This window comes from Microvirga yunnanensis, assembly GCF_025460875.1.
The window spans coordinates 38,375-55,613 of record NZ_JAMXFI010000052.1; the positions used below are offsets into that span (position 1 = coordinate 38,375).

At 67.5% G+C, this 17,239-nt stretch carries 17 protein-coding genes; 4 read left to right on the forward strand and 13 right to left on the reverse strand.

Going from position 1 to position 17,239, the window contains the following annotated elements; all coding sequences use genetic code 11:
- Window positions 1-45 precede the first annotated feature (45 nt).
- From NF876_RS23320 to NF876_RS23350, 7 genes are read right to left on the reverse strand one after another with little or no spacing between them, the layout of a single operon-like run.
- Window positions 46-1,044: an FAD:protein FMN transferase gene (locus NF876_RS23320; protein ID WP_262266314.1), complete on the reverse strand. Its 999-nt coding sequence runs from the start codon at window positions 1,042-1,044 to the stop codon at window positions 46-48.
- 10 nt (window positions 1,045-1,054) lie between these two features.
- Complete coding sequence (locus NF876_RS23325) at window positions 1,055-1,654, reverse strand: nitrous oxide reductase accessory protein NosL (RefSeq protein WP_262266313.1); 600 nt, start codon at window positions 1,652-1,654, stop codon at window positions 1,055-1,057.
- Window positions 1,651-2,481 (reverse strand): ABC transporter permease, encoded by an 831-nt coding sequence (locus tag NF876_RS23330; protein ID WP_262266312.1) that lies wholly within the window; start codon window positions 2,479-2,481, stop codon window positions 1,651-1,653. The genes NF876_RS23325 and NF876_RS23330 overlap by 4 nt, the downstream gene beginning before the upstream one ends.
- Window positions 2,478-3,398, reverse strand: a complete 921-nt coding sequence (locus NF876_RS23335; protein WP_262266311.1) for an ABC transporter ATP-binding protein — start codon at window positions 3,396-3,398, stop codon at window positions 2,478-2,480. Before NF876_RS23335 ends, NF876_RS23330 begins: the two co-directional genes overlap by 4 nt.
- Window positions 3,395-4,789, reverse strand: coding sequence for a nitrous oxide reductase family maturation protein NosD (locus NF876_RS23340; RefSeq protein WP_262266310.1), 1,395 nt, complete (start codon window positions 4,787-4,789; stop codon window positions 3,395-3,397). The genes NF876_RS23335 and NF876_RS23340 overlap by 4 nt, the downstream gene beginning before the upstream one ends.
- A 4-nt stretch (window positions 4,790-4,793) precedes the next feature.
- On the reverse strand, window positions 4,794-6,743 hold the full coding sequence (gene nosZ / locus NF876_RS23345; protein WP_262266309.1) for a TAT-dependent nitrous-oxide reductase: 1,950 nt from the start codon (window positions 6,741-6,743) through the stop codon (window positions 4,794-4,796).
- Between the two features lie 17 nt (window positions 6,744-6,760).
- The gene (locus NF876_RS23350; protein ID WP_262266337.1) at window positions 6,761-9,091 is read right to left on the reverse strand and encodes a NosR/NirI family protein; all 2,331 of its coding nucleotides are present in this window, start codon (window positions 9,089-9,091) and stop codon (window positions 6,761-6,763) included.
- 291 nt (window positions 9,092-9,382) lie between these two features.
- Here NF876_RS23350 and NF876_RS23355 point away from each other — a divergent pair, with 291 nt between their 5' ends.
- On the forward strand, window positions 9,383-10,270 hold the full coding sequence (locus NF876_RS23355) for a ferritin-like domain-containing protein (RefSeq protein ID WP_262266308.1): 888 nt from the start codon (window positions 9,383-9,385) through the stop codon (window positions 10,268-10,270).
- A gap of 2 nt (window positions 10,271-10,272) precedes the next feature.
- On the opposite strand, the gene NF876_RS23360 is transcribed toward NF876_RS23355, so the two are convergent.
- From NF876_RS23360 to NF876_RS23380, 5 genes are all read right to left on the reverse strand, one after another.
- The gene (locus NF876_RS23360) at window positions 10,273-11,871 is read right to left on the reverse strand and encodes a copper resistance CopC/CopD family protein (RefSeq protein WP_262266307.1); all 1,599 of its coding nucleotides are present in this window, start codon (window positions 11,869-11,871) and stop codon (window positions 10,273-10,275) included.
- A gap of 43 nt (window positions 11,872-11,914) precedes the next feature.
- Window positions 11,915-12,439, reverse strand: a complete 525-nt coding sequence (locus tag NF876_RS23365; RefSeq protein ID WP_262266336.1) for a YcnI family copper-binding membrane protein — start codon at window positions 12,437-12,439, stop codon at window positions 11,915-11,917.
- Window positions 12,440-12,488: 49 nt separating this feature from the next.
- Entirely contained in the window at window positions 12,489-12,884 is a 396-nt protein-coding gene (locus tag NF876_RS23370) for a hypothetical protein (protein ID WP_262266306.1), read from the reverse strand.
- Window positions 12,885-12,915: 31 nt separating this feature from the next.
- On the reverse strand, window positions 12,916-14,004 hold the full coding sequence (locus NF876_RS23375) for a DUF8744 domain-containing protein (protein ID WP_262266305.1): 1,089 nt from the start codon (window positions 14,002-14,004) through the stop codon (window positions 12,916-12,918).
- A 71-nt stretch (window positions 14,005-14,075) separates the two neighbouring features.
- Entirely contained in the window at window positions 14,076-14,417 is a 342-nt protein-coding gene (locus NF876_RS23380; RefSeq protein WP_262266304.1) for a metal-sulfur cluster assembly factor, read from the reverse strand.
- Between the two features lie 176 nt (window positions 14,418-14,593).
- Here NF876_RS23380 and NF876_RS43530 point away from each other — a divergent pair, with 176 nt between their 5' ends.
- Complete coding sequence (locus NF876_RS43530) at window positions 14,594-14,908, forward strand: DUF1858 domain-containing protein (protein ID WP_373371189.1); 315 nt, start codon at window positions 14,594-14,596, stop codon at window positions 14,906-14,908.
- Here NF876_RS43530 and NF876_RS23390 read toward each other — a convergent pair.
- Complete coding sequence (locus tag NF876_RS23390; RefSeq protein ID WP_262266303.1) at window positions 14,853-15,551, reverse strand: Crp/Fnr family transcriptional regulator; 699 nt, start codon at window positions 15,549-15,551, stop codon at window positions 14,853-14,855. The genes NF876_RS43530 and NF876_RS23390 overlap by 56 nt on opposite strands.
- A 277-nt stretch (window positions 15,552-15,828) precedes the next feature.
- Here NF876_RS23390 and NF876_RS23395 point away from each other — a divergent pair, with 277 nt between their 5' ends.
- Together NF876_RS23395 and NF876_RS23400 are read left to right on the forward strand one after the other, a co-directional pair.
- On the forward strand, window positions 15,829-16,284 hold the full coding sequence (locus NF876_RS23395) for a pseudoazurin (RefSeq protein WP_262266302.1): 456 nt from the start codon (window positions 15,829-15,831) through the stop codon (window positions 16,282-16,284).
- A gap of 87 nt (window positions 16,285-16,371) precedes the next feature.
- Window positions 16,372-17,239: NnrS family protein (locus NF876_RS23400; protein ID WP_262270905.1), on the forward strand; the 868-nt coding region annotated here is incomplete at its 3' end.

Here is a 17,239-nt window from a genome sequence, read left to right on the forward strand (position 1 = left end):
TGATCCGTCACGTGTGTGGCTCCTGGGTGGACGGGTTTGCGAGGCTCATGACTGAAGGGCGATGGCCTCCCCCGTCTCCGACGTCAGGCGGACCTGCCCCTCCCCGAGTTGCCGGAGTGTTCGGGCGACCGCCGCGACGGGCATCAGGCTGAAGGCCGTCGACAGGGCATCGGCCGCCGTCGCACTCGGCATCACGGTGGTCACGCTGCGGTACAGGCGGGCCGAGGCGCCCGTGTGCGGATCGAGCAGGTGATTGAAGCGGCCGGCCGGATCGAAGCGGAAGCCGTAGCCGCCCGAGGTGGCTACGGCCCGGTCGATCACGTTCAATGTCTCGCCGATCTCCCCGGGACGGTCAGGGTCGGCGATACCGACGCGCCATGGCTCGCCTGAGGGGTTGGGGCCCATGGCCCGCGGCTCGCCCATGTCGACGAGGCTGCTCGCGATGCCGCCTTCGCGCAGGATATCGACGACCCGGTCGGTGACGTAGCCCTGGGCGATGCCGTTCAGCGTTAGGCCCATGCCGCGCCGGGGCAGGGCGATCCGGTTGGCATCGAAGGTCACCAGGCCGAAGCCCACCCGCTCCAACGCATGACGGAGTTCATGCTCCGTAGGCCCTTGCGGGTCCGCACCGGACCTGGAGAAGTGGTCCCGGTAGAGGACCCATAGCGCCTGCACCGTCGGGTCGAAGGCACCCCCGGTGAGCTCCCAGCAGCGGCGGCATTCGCCAAGAACTTCGACCAACTCCGCGGGTGGGGCGACCAGGACGCCCAGACGGTTCAGCGCCGTCAGGTCGGAGTCCTCCCGGTAAAGGCTGAACACTCGCTCGAGACGCCGAACCTCGGCAAGCGAGCGCTCGACCAGGGCCTCGGCGGCGGCGCGGTCGTGATGGTGCACTTGCAGGCTCGCCACGGCGCCCATCGCCTGGCCGCGCCACGTGACCAGGTGTGCCTCAGCCCTTGCCGCGCGTCCGAACGGCATGAGGCTCAAGCCCGCCGCGGCCGCGGTGACCCCGATGAAGCGTCGGCGCGAGAGGTGATGGAACATGGCTGGCTCCCTAGTGGGCGTGACCGTCCTTCGCCGCAGCGGGAGCGGCATGATCGTGCTGTTGCTCGGCCGGACTCGGCTTTTCCTCGACCGCGCCCGTCATCTCGGCCGTGGCACCCAGGACGTAGTCCTTCGGCACCTCGGCGAAGGCCACGACCCGGCCGCCGTTCTCGGCCACGAATTTCTCAGCGGCGCTCCGGTCGGAGAACGGCACCGCCTCGTCGCCGCCCATGCCGCCCTGCCTCCGGCTGCCGATCACGAACGAGGCCTGTTTCGCATCGACCCAGTTGTTCGCGCCGGGCTTGTCCCAGCTCGGCGCCTTGGCCATGTCGGAGACGTAGATCGCGCGGATGTCCTTCGGCTCCTCCGGCAGCAGGGTGAACGAGATCGCGTCCCGGGCGGACGAGAACCAGACCGGATCCTTGCGGCTCGCCAGGATGATCTGCCCCTTCGGCCCGGTGTGCTCGAGCACGTTCATGCCGCAGTAATGGCCGATGGCCGCGTCCGTCATACCCTGCGGGGGCGGCGGAGCCTCGGCGGTCCTGTCGTCCTTGCATCCGGACAGGGCGAGAGCAGCCGCGAAGGCGGTGAGGAGGATGGTCTTTCTCATAGTTCTCTCCTGGAGAAGGCGAGCGCCGCCAGCCCGAGCGGCAGGAGGGCCCAGGCGGCCAGTGCCGCGAGCAGGACGGACGGGCCCAGGGTCATGGTCTGGGCGACCCCGGCCATGCCGGAGAACGCGCTCACGTTGCCGGATCCGGTCAGGTTGAACAGGCGGTAGGCATCGGTCGGGTTGAGCAGGAGCAGGGCATTCAGCAGTCCGCCCGAGAGGACCTGTCCCTGGTCGACCACGAGCAGCCCGAGCAGGGCCATGTCGTAGATCAGGACGAACACGAGCCAGATGCCGACGGCGATGCCGGCGGCGGTGCCGCGCTCGCGCACCAGCGCGCTGACGAGGTAGCCCACGGCGATGAATGCGGCCCCGAGCAGGATCGAGGAGCCGATCATCGAGGCGAACGCCGTCCAGCTCTCCCGGTCGATGGCTTCACCGGTTGCGGCCAATGCGCCCGCGGCGGCGCCGTAGCCGAGCAGCGTCGCGAAGGCGAGGATCGACAGGTGGCCCACGAACTTGCCGAGCAGCACCTGCCAGCGCGCCACCGGGTAACTCAGGAGCAGCAGCATGGTGCCGCGCTCCATCTCGCCGACGATGGCGTCGTGCGAGATCAGCAGCGCGATCAGCGGCAACAGGAAGATGGTGAGGCTAGAGAGACTCACGATCACCACGTCGAGGGCGCGCACGCCGACGTTGCCGGTCGGGGCGCTGCCAAGGAAGGTGAGCGAGAGGGCAAGCGCCGCCAGCAACAGGGTCGTGGCCAAGACCCAGCGGTTGCGCAGGCCCTCCTGGATCTCCTTGCGCGCGACGATCAGGATGTTTCTCATCGCGCGGTCTCCTGCGACAGAAGGAAGTGGGCGTAGAGCTCGTCGAGGGTCGGCGGGACCACGTCGAGATCCTCGACCGGAGCGCCCTCGTCGGTGGCGCGCCGGAGCACCTCGATCTTGCGCTCCGGCGCGGCGTCGATCTCGACCATGTGGCCGTTGATCCGGCGCCAGCCGTCGACCGGACCGAGCCAGTTCGGCACGTTGGCCAGCCCGGCATCGGTCACCTTCAGGCGGATGCGGGTCGGCAGGCGCGCGATGCGGCGCAGCTCGTCGAGGGTGCCGTCCGCGACCTTGATGCCGCGGTTCATGATGATCACGCGTCCGGCGCGTTCCTCCAGCTCGGTCAGGGCGTGCGAGGACAGCAGGAGCGTCGCTCCGCGCCCGCGCAGCTCCTCGACGATCTCGTAGAAGCTGAGGCGCAGGGCCGGGTCGAGGCCCGTGGTCGGCTCGTCGAGCAGGAGCACACGCGGTTCTCCCAGCAGCGCCTGCGCGAGTCCGAGGCGCTGGCGCATGCCCTTGGAGTAGGTGCCGACGCGCCGATTGGCGGCGTGGGTGAGGCCGACGCGCTCAAGGAGCGGTGCAACCGACTTCGCGGGCTCGCGCTTGAGGCGGGCATAGAACGCCAGCGTCTCATGGCCCGTCAGCGCGGCGTTGAAGGACACGTTCTCCGGCAGGTAGCCCAGCCTGCGCCGTGCTGCGAACTCGCCCGCGGCCGGATCGTCGCCCAGCACCGTGATGTGGCCGCCGGTCGGCCGGATCAGGCCCAGCATGAGCTTCATCAGCGTGGTCTTGCCGGCGCCGTTGTGGCCGACGAGCGCCACCGTCTCGCCTTCGGGCAGGCTGAAGGAGACGTCACGGACTGCCTCGACCTTGCCGAAGCGCTTGACGACGTTCCTGATCTCGACCGTCCCGGTCATGGTCTTGCTCCTTCGGCGGGCTGAGGGCGTGCGGGCGGTGCCATGAGCGGATGGCTGTCGACCACGCCGCCCGGCAGCAGGGCCGGGAACTGCGCCTGCGCCCAGCGGATCACCTGCACGGCCGGGCTGTTCATCAGCACCTTGGCCTGCGGCGCGGTCCAGAGCACGCGGTCGACGAGATCGTTCGGGCGGTAGGCGCCGTCGCCGAGGCCGTCGCCGTTCAGGTCGAAGGCCGGGTTGTCGCTCCAGTAGTTGCCGCGCCCGTCCTTGGACCAGTCGAGATAACGCGTGCCGACGTACTTCACCTGGTTCTGGTTCCGGATGAAGGCATTGCCCGCGATCTCGTTGCCCTCGGATCCGGCGGTGAAGTGGATGCCGATCTCGCAGCCCTCGAACCAGTTGTCGCGGAAACGGTTCTTGTTGGTGTTGTAGATGAACACGCATTTCTCCGGGCCGATGCGATCACCCGCCCCGAGCGTCTGCCTGGACTCATTGTCCGCAGGCAGGCCGTGCTCGCGCGCCTCGTTGCCCCCGAGGCCCGACCTGGTCCAGCGCTCGGCGGACTGGATGCGCCCGACGACCGCGTTGCCGGAAATCTGCGAGCCGTTGGCGAAGTTGAACAGGAAGCCGCGGTCGCGGTCGCCGTCCGACACGTTGCCGCGGATCGTCAGGCGGTGCGAATACATAATCGCGTAGCCGACGGTGTTGTTGGTCGACACGTTGTCCGTGACCTCGCCGTCGTTGGTGTACATGTAGTGGACGGCAAAGCGCAGGTTGCGGAAGCGGTTCCCCGAGAACACGTTCCTGCGGCTGGCGATGGAGAAGATACCGTCGCGCCCGTATCGGAAGCTGTTGTTCAGGACCTTGGCGCCGGGCGCATCCCAGACAGAGACGCCGTTCCCGGCCTCGTTCATGCGCCCGGTCTGGATGCCGACGACCTCGTTGTGGCGCACGATCGCCTCGGGCGCGCCATGGATGTAGATGCCGTAGAGATTGCCCTCGACACGGTTGTTCTCAGCGATGGCACCCGCGGCGCTCTTCTCGATGAAGATGCCGGAATCCATCTTCTCCAGGTCCCGGCCCGAGCCGCGGACGGTCAGTCCGCGCACGATGGCACCGGGAGCCGAGACGGTCACGACGCTTCCCTTGCCCGGCCCGACCACGACCGCACCGGGCTCGCCTTCTACGGTCAGCTTGCGGGCGATCCGGATGGGGCCGCGGTGTTCGCCGGGCCTGAACACCACGGTGTCCCCGTCCACCGCCAGGTCGACGATGTCCTGGGAGGTGTCCCCGAGGCCGACCGCGATCCGCTCCGCCCGGGACGGCGTGACGAGGCCGGCGGCGATTGCCGCCGCCAGCCCGAGGCGCACGATGGTGCAAGCGCCCGCCATGGCGTCAGGCCGCCTGTGGCTCGACGAGCATCCGGCCCTGCATCTCCATGTGCATCGCATGGCAGAACCAGGTGCAGTAGTACCAGTACACGCCCGGCTTCGAGGCCTTGAAGCTCACGGATGCCGTCGCCTGCGGCGCCACCTCCATGTTGATGCCGTAGTTGACGATGCAGAAGCCGTGCGTCAGGTCCTCGACGTCGTCGACGTTGGTGACGTAGACCGTCACCTCGTCGTTCTGCTTGACCTGGAAGCTCTCCAGGCCGAACGCCGGCGCGGCCGAGGTCATGTAGACCCGCACCGTGCTGCCGTCGCGGATAACCTTCGAGTCGGTCATCAGGTCCACGCCGTCCGCCTTCGCCTGCTGCACCGCGTCGGCGAAGAACGGGTCGTCGCGCTTCCAGGTGTGCACCGGGTTGATCTTCGATCGATGCACGATGGTGGCGTCGTGCGGCTCGGCGAAGCTCGGGCCGTCATGCACGATCACCATCTGGTCGCCGGAGATGTCGATGAGCTGGTCGTTCTCGGGCTTGAGCGGACCAACGTTGAGGAATCGGTCCTTCGAGAACTTGTTCAGCGAGATCAGCCACTTGCCGTCCGCGTCCTTGGTCTGGCCCATGGAGGTGTGGTTGTGGCCCGGCTGGTAGTGCACGTCGAGCTTCTGGAGGACCGGATTAACCTTCTCGCCCTTGAACGCCCGGATGGCGAGGTCGATGTTCCACTTGCACACCTGGCTGTCGAGGAACAGCGTCGTGTAGGCGTTGCCCTTGCCGTCGTAGGCGGTGTGCAGCGGGCCGAGGCCGATCTCGGGCTCGGCGACGACCGTATCCCGTGGCTGGATCTTGTCGTCGAACAGGTCGTCGAACTTGCGCACGTCGAAGACCGTGACGGTCGGCGACAGCTTTCCGTTGGCCACGACATGGATGCCGTCCGGCGCGGTGTTGATGCCGTGCGGGCTGTTGCCGACCGGAACGTAGCGCGTGTAGGGCGACCCCTTCTTGCCGTCGAGGACGGGCACGCCGTTGATCATCTCGGCCTTGCCGGCCTTTACCGCCTCCTCGATGCGCTTGAGGTTGAAGATGACGACCCAGTCCTGCTCCTTGGCCATCATCTCGGCCAGCGTGACGCCTTCCTCGGAGTTGTAGCAGGTCGAGAAGCAATACTTGCCCTGGTAGTCGGCATCGACGTTGTCGAGGTTGCCGTCGACCTTGATCTGCCAGGCGACCGTCATGGTCTCGCCGTCGACGGCGGTGAACATCGAGGTGTACTGCTTCGGATCGTCGAGGATCTTGCCGTCGTTCGGGATCGGCACGCGGTCCTCGCCGTTGCAGAACACGTACCCGGTCTTCGGGTACTTCTGCACGCGCAGCCCGTGCACGGTCGACTGGTTCGGCAACTGGACGATCTTGTCGCACTTCATCACGTCGAGGCGGATGCGGCAGACGCGGGTGTTCGACTTGTCGTTGGCGAACAGGTAGCGCCCATCGTAGCTGCCGTCGGTGAAGGACGGATGCGGATGGTGCAGGTCGCCGTTCGTGTAGGTGCCGCCACGATCCTTCAGGAACTCGCGGTTCTGCGGCGTCAGGCCCTCGGTCAGGATCTTGAGGCTCTCGTTCGTCTGGCCCCAGCCGGTGGCGCTGTCGCGGTTGAACACCGGGATGCGCATCAGCTCGCGCATCGACGGGCAGCCGATGATGCGGACCTCGCCGGTCTGGCCGCTGGAGAAGAACACATAATATTCGTCGAGCTCGCCCGGCTTGACCTCGTACTTGGCGGGGCCGGCGGACCGCGCCGCGGGGGCGGCCGGGCGCGTCTGCGCCTCCGCCGGGCTTATGACGCCAGCATCGTTGAGAGACACGCCACCCGCCACACCAGAGGCTCCCGCCGCGGCCGCGGCGGCGGTCGTGCCGAGCACCTGACGGCGGCTGAGACCGTTTCTCTTGTCTTCCTGTGACACGTGAACCTCCTTGTCGCTCATGAAGCGGTGGTGGGGACGTTGGCCGTGTCCGGCGCGTCCGTGGGTGTTCCGACCACCTTGCCCTTGTGGGTGATGATCGGTTTAGCAGGGCCCTGGCCGCCGTCCTTGCTCTGGCGCATGGACGGCGACGAAAGCGCCTCGCGCTTCTCGCGCTTGAGCCGCACCTGGATCATGTGCGGGCAGCGCTGGTCGTCGTGGTACAGCTCCTGGCAGTGCATGCAGTAGATGCACTCGTTGACGTTGATGAAGCCCTCGGGATGGATCGACTGCACCGGGCATTCCTTGGCGCAGCGCTGGCACGGCGAGCCGCATTCGGGCCAGCGCCGGAGCCACTCGAACGTGCGGATCTTGCCGGGGATCGCGAGCGCCGCGCCGAGCGGGCAGAGATAGCGGCAGAAGAAGCGCTCGATGAACAGGCCGACGGACAGCAGCGTCACGGCGTAGATGACGAACGGCCAGTCCCGGACGAACTTCAGGATAATCGCCGTCTTGAACGGCTCGACTTCCGCGAAGGTCTCGGCCAGGGCGACGTCGTAGAGCGAGAGCCCGAACAGGCCGAGGAAGATGACGTACTTGATCGGCCACAGGCGCTCGTGCAGGCCCCACGGGACGGTGACCTGCGGCACCTTCAGCCACCGGGCAATGGTGTTGGTCAGCTCCTGGAGCGCGCCGAACGGGCAGAGCCAGCCGCAGAAGGGACCGCGGCCCCAGAACAGCAGCCCGGCCGCGACCGCGGCCCATAGAATGAAAATCAGCGGCGCGGCGAGGAAGAACTCCCAGTTGAAGGCGGTAATCAGGGAGTTCGTGAAGGTCAGGACGTTGACGACCGAGAGCTGGGCATTGGCGTACCAGCCGAGCCAGACCAGCGTGAAAGTGAGGAAGGCGCGCCGGATCCAGACGTAGACTGTGGGGCGGCGCACCAGCGCATCCTGGAAGAAGAAGATGGCGGTCAAGGCGATAAGCCCGAAGGCGGCGATGCCGATGGAGACGGTGTTGGTCTTCCAGATCCTGAGCCAGAGCGGCTCCTCGATCTCGCCCGCCGCGAGGGCGTCCGCGTCATTCAGGGACGGCTCTGTGGGGGCGGGGGGCGCTGGGGTGGCCTGACTTTGTGCCTGTGTCTGCGGAGAGGCCGGGACTGATGTGGGCGCCGGGGCGGGAGGCTGCTCGATCCGCAGATACGGGTCGGGCAGCGCGTACTCGAGATCGTAGGTTAGGAAGGCCTTGTCGCGGGCGCCGACGCTGCGCTGGACGAGCAGTTGCAGTTGCCAGGGTTCCGTGAGGTCGAGCCTGAAGTCCTCGGGCTCGACGAACAGGGCGATCTCGCGCAGGGCGGGCGCGCCCGCCGCGGCGAGGTCGCCGAGACGGGAGTGGTTGCGGTCGCGGAAGCGCGTGCCCTGTCCCTCCTGGAGCAGCTCGATGCGGTCGAAGATGCCGCCGCGGACATAGCCCGAGCCCTTGAACGAGTAGGTACCCTCGCCGGCGACCACGATGGCCTGCTGGTCCGGCTTGAGCCGCGCCCTGAGCTGCTCGTAAGCTGCATCGCCGAGCAGGCTGCGCCCGACGGTGGGAACGCTCACCGGGGCGACATAGAGATCGATGAAGGTGTCGTTCGGATCGGCTGTTTCCGGGTTGTTGGCCGCCTCTTGGTTGCCTGCCTGCGCAAAGCGTTCGTTGACCTCGCCGACGGTGAGGGACAGGCGCCGGACCGAGCCGTCACCGAGCAGGGTCTGCCAGTCGCGGACCTCGCTCTTTGTCAGGTCGAGGGTCTTCACCGCCGGGGGTGCCGCCGCGGCCGCAGGAGCGCCTTGAGCGGTGCCGAGGCGGCCGCTGCGGATGAGCCGCACGGCGGAGCGAACAACGCTGTCGCCCATGACGAGCACCGTCACGGTCGCACCGCTGACGATGTCGACCTGCGGCGGGCGCTCCGCCCCGGTTGCGACCGGCCTCATGTCCTTCCCGACAAGCGTGTTCACCGCGTCGACGATGCGGCGTTCGGGGATGCCGACGAGGACGATCGGTTCCTTGTGGTCGACCAGCTTGATCCCGGTGACGACACCGTTCGGGTCGATGCCGACCAGCAGGTTGATCGGCTTGCCTGAATAGCCCACCGCGCTGGTGAAGTCGGAATTCAGGTAGATGTAGCCGAGCAGGCGGTCGCCCTGATAGGCGGGGATGAGCGGCGGATCGCCCTGGGGCGCTCCGAAGCGGTCGGCGTCGGGGAAAAAGTCCGTAGGCTGTGCCTTCGGGAGGAACTCCTGCACGCGCCCTGCCGCTATGCCGTAACCCGTCCAGAGCAGGAGGACCACGAACCCAAGCAGAGCCACCATCCAAAGACGCTTCAGATCGGTATTCGCAAGATGTCGGTCGGGGGCGAGCGAACGCGCTTTTGCCAACGGGGGACCGTCCAGGATAGCGTTTGGGCTTCCGAACGGAAAAACCTCAGCGGCCTTGGATCGGATCGGTTCCGATGGAAGGCCGCGATCTTTCCGGGGCCGTTGACATTGATCTCGCATGGCCCACAACCATCATGCTTCGTGTGGTCGGGCGAACATTGATCTGCGTCAAACCCACCGCATGAAAGTTGACTTGTCAATGGTCCTGGTCGCCAGGAGAGGACGATGTCTCTGCTGAAGCGGGAGCCCGCCGGTTCCGTGAAGTCCCTGGAGGAGCTGTTCGCGATCGCGGCGGCCATGGAGCAGGAGGCGGCAACCCGCTATGCCGAGATCGCCGTGCGCATGCGGCAGGACGGCGATCCCGCGCTGGCGGAGGTGTTCGAGCGCCTGTCCGCCGACGAGCGGGGCCACCTCGCCAGCGTCGTGCACCGGTCGGAGAGGAGCAAGGGGCAGGCACCCGATCCCGTGCGGATTCCTTGGGAGCTTCCGGAGACGTTCGATGACGAGGGCGTGGCGACGGCCCACCCCCGGCTGCTTAGTGCCTACCGCGCCCTCTCGATGGCGGTACGCAACGAGGAACGTGCCTTCGCCTTCTGGAGTTACGTCGCCGCCCACGCGCAGTCCGCCGAGATCCAGAAGGCGGCCGAGGCCATGGCGCACGAGGAGCTGGGGCATGTTTCGATCCTCAGGCGGGAGCGCCGCAACGCCTTCCACGCCGCGCGTAGGCAGCCGGATGCACAAGGGGCCGATGGGATGATCGATCTCGCCACTCTCGAGCGTCGGCTTGCCGGCAAGCTCGAGTCCCTTGTGGACCAGGCATCGCCGCAGGACCGGGGGCGCCTCGCCGGGTTCGCGGAGGAGGCGCGGCGGCATGCCGACGAGTCCGATCCGGCATCCATCCGCGTGACCGTTCCCGGCCAGGGAATACCGGATGATCCGGTCGCGCTCGCGGAACTGCTCGCGGACCGCTACCTCGAGGCCGGCGACAGCCTGAACGACGATGCGTCCCTGGCGCGGGTCCAGGAACTGGCTGGACGGGCCATCGCCCGCCTGGCCTGGTTGCGATCGGACCTGCCGGAGTTGCACGACGGGCGGGCGAGAGCTCCGGACTGAAGTCAGGGCCGGATGGCGATGGTGCCCTCGAGCGTCGCCTGCTCGAAGTCGTCGATGAGGATCGCGACCCTCGCCTGCCACGTTCCGGCGACGGGCACCGTGAGTCCGTAGACCTCCCAGGCATTCCGTGCTGACCTCCTCGCCGGGCGGATGATGGCCTCGATCCCGGCCTCCGGCTTCGAGAGGACCAGCGTCACCTCCTTCGCGTCGATGGGTTGCGCGCTTCCCGACGCGATTACGATACTGGCCCTCGCGTTCCCGACCCGTCCCGGCGACAGGGTCACCTGGGCCATCACCCGCGGCGAGTGCAGGTGGACGCTGGCCGAGGCGGCAGCCGCGGCGGAAGCGGCGAGCGCCCGCGGCGGCGGGGTGAAGCGCCACAGTCCGACGGCCGCCAGGATGGCCAGGCACAGGACGAATTCCGCCGCGACCGACCGCACGAGCCACCTCCTGCCGAACTTGGCCGAAAGGGACAAAGCAGGCGTCAGCCAGAGCCGGTTCAGGGCCGCTAGGCCGAGCAGGGCCATGACGAACAGGGTCTTGGCGATCAGGATGCGCCCGTAGGCGGTCGTTGTCAGGTTCGCGAATGTCTCCGCCTGAATCGCGGCCAACAGGATGCCCGTCAGGAACAGGACTGCGACCGCGCCGATGGCCCAGCCGGAGAAGCGTCGGACGGTCCGATAGGTGTCCGATCCTCGTTTCCGGACGATGACCGCCAGCGGGATCAAGGCACCGACCCAGTAGGCGACGGCAACCGCGTGGAGGAACACGGCGGGACGCGTCAGCCATTGCGGGGCCGCTGCACTGGCATGGCCGCTCGACGCCAGGGCCGCACCGATGCCGCACAGCGCCAGGAGGCTCCATGCCCGCCGCCATCCCGCAGGGCCGCGCAGGCCCAGCCATCCGACGGACAAGGCGGCCGATCCGATGACAGCCGTCCAGCCGAGGGACGTTCGCCATCCGGCGGACCATGCGGCGGGCGTTGAGATGGAAGCAAGCGGTTCGCCCAAGGCGTCGACGCCTTGGAATCCGAGGGACAGGATGGCGGAGAGGAGGCCGACGGCGAGGAAAGCGGCGAGACCTCGCCCTGTCTGTCCAACGGCTTGGCCTGGAGCGATCCATGCCAGGAAGAAGGTGCCGCCCACGCCCGCAAACAACCCGAGGTACAGCCCCATCCGTGCGAGCCAGACGGCAGTGCTGGTTCCCTCGCTGGCGTCGCGTCCGGCAACGGCTCCAGGCCTGGTCGGGGCCTCGATCGCGAAGACGATGGAGCCGCCAATCGGATGGCCGTCGCCTGACGTCACGCGATAACTCAGGACGTGGCTGCCCCGCGCAAGCCCGGGCGGCATCGCGATCTCGAGCACCTCGTTCCGCGCCACAACGGCGAGATCCCGATGCGTGCGTCCCGCCGCGTCCGTCAGGCTGACGACCAGGGGCGATATGGGCTCGTTGAAGTGCAGGCGGACGGTCGGCGGCGCGCCCTCGATGGTGGCGCCGTCCATGGGATGGGACGCGACGAGGGCTGCATGGGCAAGGACGCCGCCGCTGCCGCACAGGGCGGCGAGCGTGAGCCAGAGCGAGATGAGGATGGCGCGCATCATGGTGGCAGGGGAGCCGCCCGCAAGGACAGCTCCCGCTCCCTTGTCAGTGTGTGGCCCTGGCCGGCAGGAGCTTCAGCCCCGGCGCCGGATGCTCGTAGTCGTCCGCGCTCTTGCCCTCGGCCGGCACCTCGATCCAGCGGTCCGCCTTGCCGCCTGCGCACTCCTGGACCGTCGGGAAGTAGAGCATGGTGTCCGGCTTGAGGCTGTCCGTCAGGTAGGCGCGGAAGACGAACTCGTCGTAGTGCTCGTCGAGCAGCTTTCCCGTCCAGACGATCTCGCGGATGCCCTCGGATGTCGCGGTGCCGTGGTAATCGTAGGTCTTCCCGTACGGTGCCTTGACGGTCTCCATCTCCCAGCCGGGCTTGGGCATCGGCTTGACGTTGATGACACCCTCGGGAATACGCACGCGCAGCTTCAGGGTCGGCGCCCCTTCGCAGCCGTGGCCGACGCGCAGCACCGCCTTGTAGGTGGAGGCTACGGAAGCCTGCTGCGCCTCGAGCGTTGTATGGGCCTGCGCGGGGACGGCGAGCGTAAGGAGTGCGGCGGTGATCGCCCCGCGGGAAAGCATCGTGATCATGGTTCTGTCCTGTCGTATGAAGATTGATCGTGGGTCGAGATCAGGCCAGTGCCGGTGGTGCCCGGGCGCCGACAGGATAGAAGGCGAGGAGACGCGCCGCCCTGGACGGAGCTTGGTTCCCGAAGTTCGGAACCGAAAGGACGGCATGGGGCGGGAGCAGGAGGATGCCCGCAGGTGCCGCGGGCATGCCGTTGATGGAACTCAGGATGCAGCAGGGCTTCGCATGGCCGGCAGTCTTCCCGTGATCTTCCCGATGCGAACCGTCCGCATTGCCGGCATGATGCGCGTTCTGCGCGGAGACAGCCTGTTCGTTCAAGGGAAGCGACGACGGTTGCGTCGCGAGGGCCATCAGGCCGACGTGCAGGACCAGGGACAGGGCGGCAACCAGTGCGATTACCTGCCTGCTCCGGATCCTCACGTGCCGCTGACGGTCCATTGCCTTTTACCTGAATTCCTGCGCCGCGGGATCAAACCCCCGGCACCGCTTCCGTGTTCTCATGGCGACGGGAACGCTCCCCGTCGCGCCAGCGGGCAGTGACCAGGCTGCCGACGAACGTCAGGAGGGCGATGACCGTGATGACACCGCTGCCCTTGCGTCCGGCTTCCCACCCGGCCAGTCCACTGCCGACGCGCAGGGCGACGGACAGGTGCAGCAGCGCGAGCGGCAGGTAGAGAAGGGGGGCGTAGCGAAGACCGACGCGGACAACGGCAGGCAGGATGATCAGCGCGTGCCCGAACACCATCGAAAGGACGAACCCGATCAGGACCGCATGCAGCGCCACGTCGTATCCGAAGCCGCTTTCGCCCGGAGGGAATACGATCAGCACCACCCCGGCGAAGCCAAGCCAGGCGTAGCCGGCCAGCATACAGGCCGCCATGAAACGGGTCTGCCCCGTCCTGCGGACGTTCAGGAGGGCAATGTCATGCCGCAGCAGCCATAGGGTGGTGACGAGCAGCGCCAGGCCGAACAGGATGGCGCCGTTCCCGGTCATGAGGCCGTTCTGCGCCCCGGCGGCGAGCAGGCCGGTGGCGAGTAGGAACAGGGGTTCTCTGCCGCGCCTCTGCGGCAGGAGGCGGCTGAGCTCCAGGCGCTCGCCGGCGATGGTCAGAACCAGGAAGGCGAGCCACCAACCCACCGCATCCGGTACCGGATGGCCTGTGAGCCACAGGATATTCCCGGCAAGCCACGCGATCGCGCCGAAAAAGAGGGCGCCCGTGAAGACGGCGGGCTGCCGCACCGTGATCAGGAGCGATCCGCCCGCCAGCACCGCCGCCGCGATCGCGTAGGCGGCTGCGCCCACCGCTTCCGGCGCGCCGACAAGCAGGGCCAGCGTCCCGAACCCGGAGGCCGCCGGGGCGGCGTAGCTCCACTCGCGGCTAAGCGCGACCGCTCGCTCCAGGCCGATCACGGTGCCGAACAGGCCGGAGATCATCAGTGGCCCGTGCAAGGCGGCGAGGGAGGCGCCATGGGGCAGGGGCCACCCAAGCCGCCCCAGCGCACCCCACAGGCCAGCCAGCAAGGCAAGGACGCCGAATGCGAGGAGGGTGATTCTCATTCTCATCAAAGGACGCATGGCCGGCGGTTCAAGCGGCGGCGGGGCTGACACGTCGATGATCGGTACATCCATCAGACCGCCCCCTGCGTGTGGTGGCCCAGAAGCTCAAGCCCCCGTTCCGTAATGCGCTCCGGGGTCCAGGGCGGACTCCACACCAACTCGACGGCAATCCGCCGGACGTCCTGAAAACGGCGCGCCAGACGCTCGCGGGTGTCCTCGACGATCATCTCGCCGAGCGGGCAGGCCCGGGTCGTCAGCGTGAGCGCTACCGCGATGCCGTCGTCGCCCCGCGTCGCCCGGTAGACAAGGCCGAGGTCGACCACGCTGAGGCCGACCTCGGGGTCCATCACCTCCAACAGGCAGTCGATGACATCGGGATCGAGCGGCGGGGTGATGTCCGTGTGCCGGGTCATGGCGTTCCTCCTCGGTTCGATCCGACCATCGCCTACCGGACCGAACAGCTCTTTGCCCGAGCGCAAACATTGTCGCGAAATCCTGGGAACCTTTCGGGGCACGTTGCGCGGGGACAAAGAGCGACGCCGGGAGACGGCCTAGACTTGGTGCCAGATCCCCACCATCGGAGGCTCAGATGAGGATTGAATCCACCCAACTTGTCGACGACGTCATGCGACGATGGCCCGCGACCATCCGCCTGTTCCTGGACCACCGGATGCACTGCGTCGGATGCCCGATCGCCTGCTTCCACACCATCGACGACGCCTGCCGCGAACACGATGTCGATCTGACGGATTTCCTGGACGATATCAGTGCGGCTGCCCATCCGGATGGCAATGCCAGCTTGGCCGATCCTGACGGATCCGGGGCACCGCAGGGTGCCCATGGCTTGTTCAGCCAGACGAGCCCTCGGCGAGCAGCAACAGCTTGTGCGGCTCGCGGATCATGATCCTCTGGCGTCCGCCGGCGACGAAACCCTGGCTTTCCCAGGCGCTCAGGACGCGGCTCACGGTGAACATCGTGGCACCCGTCATCTCGGCAAGGTCCTGGCGCGTGATCGGGAAGTCGATCTGGACCCCTGCCTCGACCTTGCGCCCGGCCTGTTGCGCGAGCCGGAGCAGGGCATGGGCGATGCGGCGCTCGACCTGCTCGGTCGACATCTCGACCACCCGCGTGTGGGCGTCCTGGAGCCGGCTGCCCACGGTCTGGAGGGTGTTGACCGCCAGGCCGGGATGCGTCGCCACGAGGCGGGGCCACGCGGCCGAGGGCCAGACCAGGGCGATGCTGTCCACCACCGCCGTAGCAGTCGCCGGATAGGTCTTGCGGCCGATGGCCATGGCGACGCCGAACACCTCGCCCGGCGTGACGAACCTGACCACCACCTGCTGCCCGTCGGGGGTGAGCTTGAACACCCTCAGGTGCCCGTGGAGCAGGATGAAAAAGGAGTGGGCCTCCTCGTCCTGCTGGAACACGTTGGTCCCCTTGGGATAGCGCACCGACTGCGCCTCCTGGAGCATCGCGTCGATCTGCTCCGGCGCCAGTCCGGCGAAGAGCGGAAGTCCTACGACGAGAGATCGATCGACGCTGGCCATGCCACCTGCCTTGTCCTGAAATGGGCCACGGGCACGGTGCCTGCGGTCCCGTTGTCATGCCGTGATAACGGCCAAGCACCATAGTCCGTTTCGACGTTCCGCCTGTGTCGACATTATTTGCCGCAACGCAAGCAACCTCCTCACATTCTCTCTGCCTTCGCGCAAAAGCGCCAACTCCTTGCGCCAGATCAATCACGCGTGTTCCCGCAAGGCGTATCACCTTCCCAACGGCTTCGGACAGAAGCCCGTTGGTTTCGCAATGCAACAGGAGACTATCATGCGGAAGGTCATCATGCTCGGCGCCATCGTGGCGGCCCTCGGCTTCGCAGGCGCGGCGAGCGCGGCCGAGGTCGAGGTGAAGATGCTCAACAAGGGCACCGAGGGCGTCATGGTGTTCGAGCCCGCGCTCGTGAAGATCAACCCGGGCGACACCGTGAAGTTCGTGGCCGCGGACAAGGGGCACAACGTCGAGACCGTGGACGGCATGCTGCCGGAAGGCGGGCAGAAGTTCGTCGGCAAGGTCAACGAGGAGCTGGCGATCACCTTCGACAAGGCCGGCGCGTACGGCTACAAGTGCAAGCCGCACTACGGCATGGGCATGGTCGGACTGATCGTGGTCGGCGACGCGACCAACGTTGACCAGGCCAAGGCCGCCACCCACCCCGGCAAGGCCAAGCAGGCCTTCGCGACCCTCTTCGACAAGCTCGCGTCGACCCAGACGGCCGCGAAGTAACGCTCTCATCGGGCTTCATGCGCCGCCGCGACGATCCTGCCGCGGCGGCGCCAATGTTTTCGTACGTGTGATGCGGGAGGATCGATTATGGCTCCCATTCCCCGCCTGCGGGACTACAACGGTCCCGCGCTTCTCTCCTACGGCTTCCGGCCGTTCTTCCTGTTCGGGTCGTTGTATGCCGGCCTCGCGATCCTGGCCTGGCTTCCGATGTTCTACGGCGAACTGGATCTGTCGACCGCCTTCGCGCCGCGCGACTGGCACGTCCACGAGATGCTCTACGGCTATCTCCCGGCCGTGATCACCGGATTCCTGCTGACGGCTGTCCCGAACTGGACCGGACGCATGCCGCTCCAGGGACGGCCGCTACTCGTCCTCGTGCTGGCCTGGGCCGCCGGGCGCCTCGCCGTCACCACCTCGGCCTGGATCGGCTGGGAGGCCGCCGCGCTTATCGACAACGCGTTCCTGCTGCTCGTCGGTGCGGCCATGGCCCGCGAGATCGTCAAGGGCAGGAACTGGCGCAACCTCAAGGTCCTGGTCGCGCTCGGCATCCTTGCCGTCGGCAACATCATCTTCCATGTCGAGGCGCATGTTCTCGGTGCCGCCGACTACGGCATCCGCCTCGGCATTGCCGCCACCATGATGCTGATCATGCTGGTCGGCGGACGCATCATCCCGAGCTTCACGCGCAACTGGCTCGTGCGGGAGAACCCCGGCCGCCTGCCGGCCTCGTTCGGGCGCTTCGACATCGTCTCCATGATCGCCGCAGGCGCCGCGCTCCTGGCCTGGATCGCCGCTCCGAACTGGCGCGTCACCGGCGCCGCCCTGATCGCCGCAGGCATGCTTCAGGCGGTTCGGCTGGCTCGGTGGGCGGGCGAGCGCACCTGGCGGGACCGTCTCGTCCTGATCCTGCATGTCGCCTACGCCTTCGTGCCGCTCGGCTTCGTCCTGGTCGGCC